Here is a 6,921-nt window from a genome sequence, read left to right as displayed (position 1 = left end):
GCAGCCATGTCTATCAATCCGGTCGCGAGCAGCAACGCCAGCAAGGATTGTTGCGCAGCGATTATGCCTACGACGATCAGGGCCGTTTACTGGCCCATGCGGTAGGCCATCAGCACGCTTCGCTGTACCGCCGCGATTATGCCTACAGCGCTAACGGCAATCTGCAGCACATTGCCGACAGCCGCCACGGCCAGCGCACCTACGCCTACGATGCGCTCGACCGGCTGATCCGCGTACGCCACTCGCGCGATGAACTGCCGGAATCCTTCGCCCACGACCCGGCCGGCAACCTGCTGATGCAGGACCGCCCCGGCCCGACGCGGATCAAGGGTAACCGCCTGCTGCTGCAGGGCGACCGGCATTACGACTATGACGCCTTCGGCAACCTGATCCGCGAACGCCGTGGTCGCGATCAGCAACTCGTCACCGAATACCGCTACGACTGCCAGCACCGCCTGATCGGCCTGACCCGCCCCGACGGCCAGACCGCGTCCTACCAGTACGACGCCTTCGGTCGGCGTATCCGCAAAACCGTCGACGGCCAGACCACCGAGTTCTTTTGGCAAGGCGACCACCTCGTCGCCGAAAGCGGCCCCGACCACCACCGCAGCTACATCTACGAACCCGGCACCTTCCGCCCGCTGGCACTGCTCGACGGCAAAGGCCCGAAACGCGCCTGCCCTTTCTACTACCAACTCGACCACCTCGGCACCCCGCAGGAACTCACCGACTACAGCGGCGAAATCGTCTGGTCGGCGCAATACGACGCCTACGGCAAGGTCTCGGCACTCACCCTCGCCGGCGAAGACTATCTGGACCAGCCGCTGCGCTTTCAGGGGCAGTACTTCGACGCGGAAAGCGGGCTGCATTACAACCGGCATCGGTATTACGACCCGAGGGTGGGACGGTATCTGACGCCGGATCCGGTGAAGCTGGCGGGTGGGCTGAATCAGTATCGGTATGTGCCGAATCCGACGGGTTGGGTGGATCCGTTGGGGTTGACGTCTAATTGTCCGCCGCCGAATAAGCCTGGTTGTAAGGTACCGGGTGGAAGTGATGGTATTAAGGTCGATGAGGGGGAGCCAGAACTACCAGCGCCAAAATTAAGCGCAAGTGAAGCTGCGAAGAAAGAGGTTGTTAGGCTAAATGATACTCAGGGAATGCATATGGTTGGCAAGCATGGCCCGGAGCTACCAGATGAAAAATTTAAAAAAAGGGCTATTGATGGTACGGATCCGATAACGGGTCAACAACGAAGAGGTCGAAATGCGGGTGTCGGTAATCCGAGCTCAAGATTTTATAGTTGGGAAATAATGCTTGAAGCGTACATCCTTGCAACAACTAGGGTTGAACGCGGGCTGCCTCGTTTTACTGGGCACGATAGTCAGGGAGCTAATATTGTGAAGATGAGGCTTCCTCAAACAGGTGAAGGTTACAAGCCAAATAGGAGGGATAAAGAAAATCCTAGATTGGTTACTAATATGGGAGGGTTCGAAATGAAATTTGACCCTATCACAAATGTACCATTCACTCTATATCCGACGGAGTAGTCTTATGTATATTGATCCTGAAACGTCTAAGCCTTACCTGCCGAGTCCTGCATATTTTTTGTGTTGTTTTGATGTTTATGATCGTGAAGAAACTTTGGGTGATGAACTTGAAAAGTATAATCCGAATGTGGCGATAGATAGGGAGGAGCTTATTTTAAAATATTGCATGCCTATGAGGCGGACGTATCGGCAGAAATTCTTACTTGTGGAGTGTCTGAAGTGTGCGCTGCAAGACGAGGAGTACGATTTTGAAGCTCTATTTCAATATGACCCTGAAGCTTGCTCTTCATTTCCGGATGGTTGGGATGCAATGGTCGATTCAAGAGTCTTTTTTGAGGATATATATCGAATAGCTTCGATTGAGTGGGCTGTAGAATTGGAGAAAGCTAGCTTGGAAGACCAAGCTACGTGGTAAATGCAATGTCTAATTATGTTTTTGTGGAGTGGTGGTAATGATGTTCAGAGGTGTCTATAGTTCGCGGTTTTTATCCCATCGAGCACAGTTGAACGCTTACAACGAAGCGATGACAAGGGAGGCAAGGAAGATGCCGCGATTCACAGGCGAGGACAGTATGGGTAACTTGGTTGTAAGAATGCCTGCAGAAAATGTGGGGGAAGGATACGAGCCTAACCCTTTAGATCCGTCGGAGCCTCGCTTCATTAAAAAGATGAACGGATTTGAAATGAAATTCGACTTTGAAACACTGCAGCCATTTGCCCTGTATCCAGTGGAGCATGTTTGATGTTGATGCACCCTTATCTTGATGTGCCGTATAGCCCTCAACTAAAGCATTTTCTCGGAGGCTTCGATATATATGATCGCGAAGAGACGCTTGGCGCGGAGTTGGCGGACTACGATCCTGAGTGTCCCGTCGATCGTGAGGATCTGATTCATAAATTCATTGTGAAAAGATTTTCGGGACTGAGCCATCGGCACAAGTTTGTCTTGTTTTTTGCGCTGGGTGAGGCTTTGAATGGTGAGACGCGTGAGCTCTGTGAGGCTTTTAAACATGATCCCTTCTCCCATTCATTACTTCCAGTTGGCTGGAACGAGATGAAAGATCCGAGAGGTTTTTTTGAACATGTGTACTCTATTCTGTCCGAAGTGTGGATTGACGAGTTATATCTCGCCAGCCAGGAGGATTGCTCAACGTGGTAGTCGACACTAGAAGCTGAATCTACATTGCTTTTACCGCCCCCTTCGCGAGCAAGCCCGCTCCCACAGGGAAATGTGTCGTCTGGATGTTCAGCGTTGGCCCATTAACTGCGGAACATGAACATCAGCTACGGCAAGACTATCAATCACATGCACGCTATACCCCGGAACATTCTTCGCATGATGCTTCGCCTGCGAAGCCATCTCCGCCAACTGGCTGGCATCCAGTTCGGCGCAGGCGGCGGGATGCAGGTGGACGACGCCGATGGACAGTGACAGCAGGGGAAACTCCTGTCGCACCCCCTGTCGGTTCGGCGCGATGAAGCAGCCGGCGTCGAGGTGTTCGGGGCGGTAGAAGCGGCGGCATTGGCTTTGGAAGTCGTCGAGCAATTGGTTGAGGCGTTTGCGCCAGTCTTCCGGGCCCAGCACCAGCAGAAAGTCATCGCCGCCGATGTGGCCGACGAAGTCGCGGGACGGGTCGACGCGTTCGTTCAGGCATTGCGCCAGGCACAGCAGCACTTCGTCGCCACGGCCGTAGCCGTAGATGTCGTTGAAGGGTTTGAAGCTGTCGATGTCGACGTAGCAGATGACTGATTCGCGGCCCTGTTGCAGCAAGCGGGTCAGGCATTGCTGGATCGGCACGTTGCCGGGCAGCAGGGTCAGCGGGTTGGCGTAGCGGGCCTGCTGGATTTTCAGTTCGGTGATCAGTTTGAGCACGTCGATCACCCGACCCAGGCCCAGATAGCTGCCGTTGAGGGTGATGATGAAATCTTCTTCGATGCGCTGGCGGGCGCGGCTGGTGATCAGGCGGCTGACCTGTTGTAGCGACTGGCTCATCTCCACGGCGAGGAAGTCGTCGTTCATCAGGCGGCTGATCGGTTTGCGCGCGAACAGGTCGGTGGCGAACGGTTTGAGCAGCGCGTCGGACAGCGAATGGCGATGGACGATGCCGCACGGCTGGCCCTGTTCGTCGAGCACCGCCAGCGAGTTGAGGTTGGCCTGGCGGCGAAACGCCTCCAGCACGGTCGCGGTCGGGGTGTTGCGAGGCACGGCGGGTTGCTCGTTGAGCAGGGCGCTGAGGTCGCTGCCTTCGTCGTTCAGCGCGACGGCGCTGCTGTCGTGTTTCGGCATCAGGGTGCGGGCATCGCGCAGTGGATTTTCTTGCGGGCGACCGAGCAGATAACCCTGCACCAGATCCACGCCCATCTCGGTCAACACCGCCAGCTCTTCCGGCAGTTCGATGCCCTCGGCGATCACCTGCGCCCGCGAGGTTTTGGCGATTTGCAGGATCGAGCCGACGAACTCGCGTTTCAGCGCATCCTGGTGAATGCCGTCGATGAAATGGCGGTCGATCTTCACGTAATCCGGACGCAGCTCGGACCACAGACGCAGGCTCGAATAGCCGGCGCCCAGATCATCCAGCGCAATCGAAAAGCCCATCGCGCGGTAGTGATGCAGCGCGGTTCGCAACAACTGCACATCGTCGATCGGTGTCTGTTCGGTGAGTTCGATCACCACCTGACTTGGCGGAATGCCGAAATCCTGCAGCAGCTGCAGGGTACGCCCCGGCTGATGCGCGGCTTCGAGCAGGGATTCCGGGGAGACGTTGAGGAACAGCTTGCCCGGCAGTTGCTGTTCGTTGAAACGGCGGCAGGCCGATTGGCGGCAGGCGATTTCCAGTTCGCTCAGGCGTCCGGCCTGACGCGCCACGGCGAACAGTGCGATGGGCGAATGCAGCGGGCTGTTGGACGGGCCGCGGGTGAGGGCTTCGTAGCCGAGAATGCGCCGTTCGGAGAGACTGATGATCGGCTGGAACAGACTGTGCAAACCGCTTTGAGTCAGGATCGAGCTCAAGGCACTCAGCTGTTCGGTCGTGGTCATGGCAATCTCTGGCGATAAAAAAAGGACCGGGAGCGCTCTCGATGGAGAGAGGCTCCCGGTCCTTTATTTCACGACAGAATGATGACTGTTTGATGACGCTCCGAGGAGCGTCAGCACTAAATTGCCATCATCTTACTTTTTGGCCACCTGATTGCTCAGCTTCAGGTAGTCGAGCAGCACGCGCCCGGTTTCGGCCAGGTACGCATCGTCCTCTGGCTTGACCTTGTCCGGCTCAGCGGCCGCCAGGGCGTCTTCGTCTTCTTTCTTCAGCTCTTTGAGCGGCTCTTCGCCTTTGGCTTTGCGACGGATGTTTTCCATCGCCAGTTGCTTGGCGTCGATGTCCGCGTGCTGGGCACGGCGGTCGGCTTCGTTGAGGCTGACGGTTTTTTCTTCCAGCAGCTTCTGCGCCAGGGCCAGCTTGTCGCGGATGAACACGAACTCGGCGTCCTTGGCGGAGCGTACGTCATGCTCGGACTTGAGCTGCGCCAGGTACGGCTTGAACGGATCGACCGCAGGCTTGATGGCGGCCTTGATGGTGTCCCATGGCATGGCTTCCGGCAGGGCGCTTTCGCCGATTTCCTTGGTGTCGATGATCGACGGGTAATCGATGTCCGGCAATACGCCCTGATGCTGGGTGCTCTGCCCGGAAACCCGGTAGAACTTGGCCAGGGTCAGTTTCAGTTCGCCATGGTTCAGCGGCTGAATGGTCTGCACCGTGCCTTTACCGAAGGTCTGGCCACCGATGATCAGTGCGCGATGGTAGTCCTGCATGGCGCCGGCGAAAATCTCCGAAGCCGAGGCCGACAGACGGTTGACCAGCAGCGCCATCGGACCTTTGTAGAACGCGCCCGGATTTTCATCTTCCAGCACGTCGACGCGGCCATCGGCGTTACGCACGAGCACCGTCGGGCCTTTGTCGATGAACAGACTGGTCAGCTCGGTGGCTTCCTGCAGCGAGCCGCCGCCATTGTTGCGCAGGTCGATGACCACGCCGTCGACTTTTTCTTTCTGCAGTTCGGTCAGCAGTTTCTTGACGTCACGGGTGGTGCTCTTGTAATCCGGATCACCGGCACGGAACGCCTTGAAGTCGAGATAGAACGCGGGAATCTCGATGACGCCGAGCTTGTAGTCCTTGCCGTCCTGTTTCAGGTTCAGCACGGATTTTTTCACCGCCTGATCTTCAAGCTTCACCGCTTCACGGGTGATCGGTACGATCTTGCTGGTCTGGTCGTTCGGCGCATTGCTCGCCGGAATCACTTCCAGACGCACCACGGTGCCTTTCGGGCCGCGGATCAGCTTGACCACTTCGTCCAGACGCCAGCCGACCACGTCGACCATCTCTTTATTGCCCTGGGCAACGCCGATGATCTTGTCGGCCGGTGCGACCTGCTTGGTCTTGTCGGCCGGGCCTGCCGGCACCAGGCGCACGACTTTCACTTGATCGTTGTCGCTCTGCAACACGGCGCCGATGCCCTCCAGGGACAGGCTCATGTTGATGTCGAAGTTCTCCGCGTTATCCGGCGACAGATAGTTGGTGTGCGGGTCGTACGACATGGCGAAGGTGTTGATGTACGCCTGGAAGATGTCTTCGGCGCGGGTCTGGTCCAGACGCGCCAGCTGATTCTTGTAGCGCTTGGTCAGGGTTTCCTGAATCTGCTTGGAATCCTTGCCGGCGATCTTCTGCCGCAGCACTTCGTCCTTGACGCGTTTGCGCCACAGGTCGTCGAGTTCAGCGGTGGATTTGAGCCAAGGCGCATCCTTGCGATCGATCAGCAAGGTCTCCTTGGTGGTGAAGTCCATCTTGTCGACGCCCTTGTTCAGCTCTGCAATGGCGAAATCCAGACGCGCCTTGACGCGGTCCAGGTAGCGCTTGTAGATGGTGAACCCGGCGTTGAGGTCGCCGCTCTTGAGGAAATCGTCGAACTGGGTTTTCCACTTTTCGAATTCGGCGATGTCGCTGGCCATGAAATAGCTGCGCGACGGATCCAGCAGCTTGATGTAGCTGTCGTAGATGATCACCGAGCGCGCATCGTCGAGCGGCGGCTTGCTGTAGTGGTGACGCTTGAGCAACTCGACGACGTTGAGACTGGCGATCACTTCGTCGCGATCAGGCTGCAAGTTGTCCCAGCTGTTGGCTGCGAATGTTTTGCCCGACATCGGCAACAGGCCGATACCGATGAAAAGAGCGAGGGCGGTGCTGGGGAGCAGATGCTTCATGCTGATTCGACGCGGGGACAATTGATAACGCATATTAGGCCGTCTTTGAAGTCGCCGGTTCTACGAGAGCCGGTCGCATAATGCAAAAAGCCCGGCGCTACAGCTTCGGGCTCAGTC

Annotated in this window: 6 protein-coding genes; 4 read left to right on the top strand and 2 right to left on the bottom strand. The window is 56.9% G+C overall.

What is annotated here, in order from left to right; all coding sequences use genetic code 11:
• The 4 genes from ACXR0M_RS26030 to ACXR0M_RS26015 all read left to right on the top strand — a co-directional run.
• Positions 1-1,550: RHS repeat domain-containing protein (locus ACXR0M_RS26030; RefSeq protein WP_458834484.1), on the top strand; the 1,550-nt coding region annotated here is incomplete at its 5' end.
• A gap of 4 nt (positions 1,551-1,554) precedes the next feature.
• Positions 1,555-1,965 carry a hypothetical protein gene (locus ACXR0M_RS26025; protein WP_458834483.1) on the top strand — a complete coding sequence of 137 codons (411 nt, stop codon included), beginning with the start codon at positions 1,555-1,557 and terminating at the stop codon, positions 1,963-1,965.
• 88 nt (positions 1,966-2,053) lie between these two features.
• Positions 2,054-2,293: a hypothetical protein gene (locus ACXR0M_RS26020; protein ID WP_458834482.1), complete on the top strand. Its 240-nt coding sequence runs from the start codon at positions 2,054-2,056 to the stop codon at positions 2,291-2,293.
• Positions 2,293-2,709 carry a hypothetical protein gene (locus ACXR0M_RS26015; RefSeq protein ID WP_458834481.1) on the top strand — a complete coding sequence of 139 codons (417 nt, stop codon included), beginning with the start codon at positions 2,293-2,295 and terminating at the stop codon, positions 2,707-2,709. The genes ACXR0M_RS26020 and ACXR0M_RS26015 overlap by 1 nt, the downstream gene beginning before the upstream one ends.
• Before the next feature lie 87 nt (positions 2,710-2,796).
• Here ACXR0M_RS26015 and ACXR0M_RS26010 read toward each other — a convergent pair whose 3' ends face one another.
• Positions 2,797-4,587, bottom strand: a complete 1,791-nt coding sequence (locus ACXR0M_RS26010) for a bifunctional diguanylate cyclase/phosphodiesterase (protein WP_458834480.1) — start codon at positions 4,585-4,587, stop codon at positions 2,797-2,799.
• A 132-nt stretch (positions 4,588-4,719) separates the two neighbouring features.
• Positions 4,720-6,804, bottom strand: a complete 2,085-nt coding sequence (locus tag ACXR0M_RS26005) for a carboxy terminal-processing peptidase (RefSeq protein WP_458834479.1) — start codon at positions 6,802-6,804, stop codon at positions 4,720-4,722.
• Positions 6,805-6,921: the final 117 nt, after the last annotated feature.

This window comes from Pseudomonas sp. Eth.TT006, from assembly GCF_054456575.1.
The sequence above is the reverse complement of the archived record's forward strand: the minus strand, read 5'-3'. Positions and strand labels throughout refer to the sequence as shown.

Bases quoted from the DNA above. Each gene is read 5' to 3' on its own strand.
- ACXR0M_RS26025 (WP_458834483.1), top strand. From the start codon at position 1,555: ATGTATATTGATCCTGAAACGTCTAAGCCTTACCTGCCGAGTCCTGCA.
- ACXR0M_RS26005 (WP_458834479.1), bottom strand. From the start codon at position 6,804: ATGAAGCATCTGCTCCCCAGCACCGCCCTCGCTCTTTTCATCGGTATC.
- ACXR0M_RS26010 (WP_458834480.1), bottom strand. From the start codon at position 4,587: ATGACCACGACCGAACAGCTGAGTGCCTTGAGCTCGATCCTGACTCAA.
- ACXR0M_RS26015 (WP_458834481.1), top strand. From the start codon at position 2,293: ATGTTGATGCACCCTTATCTTGATGTGCCGTATAGCCCTCAACTAAAG.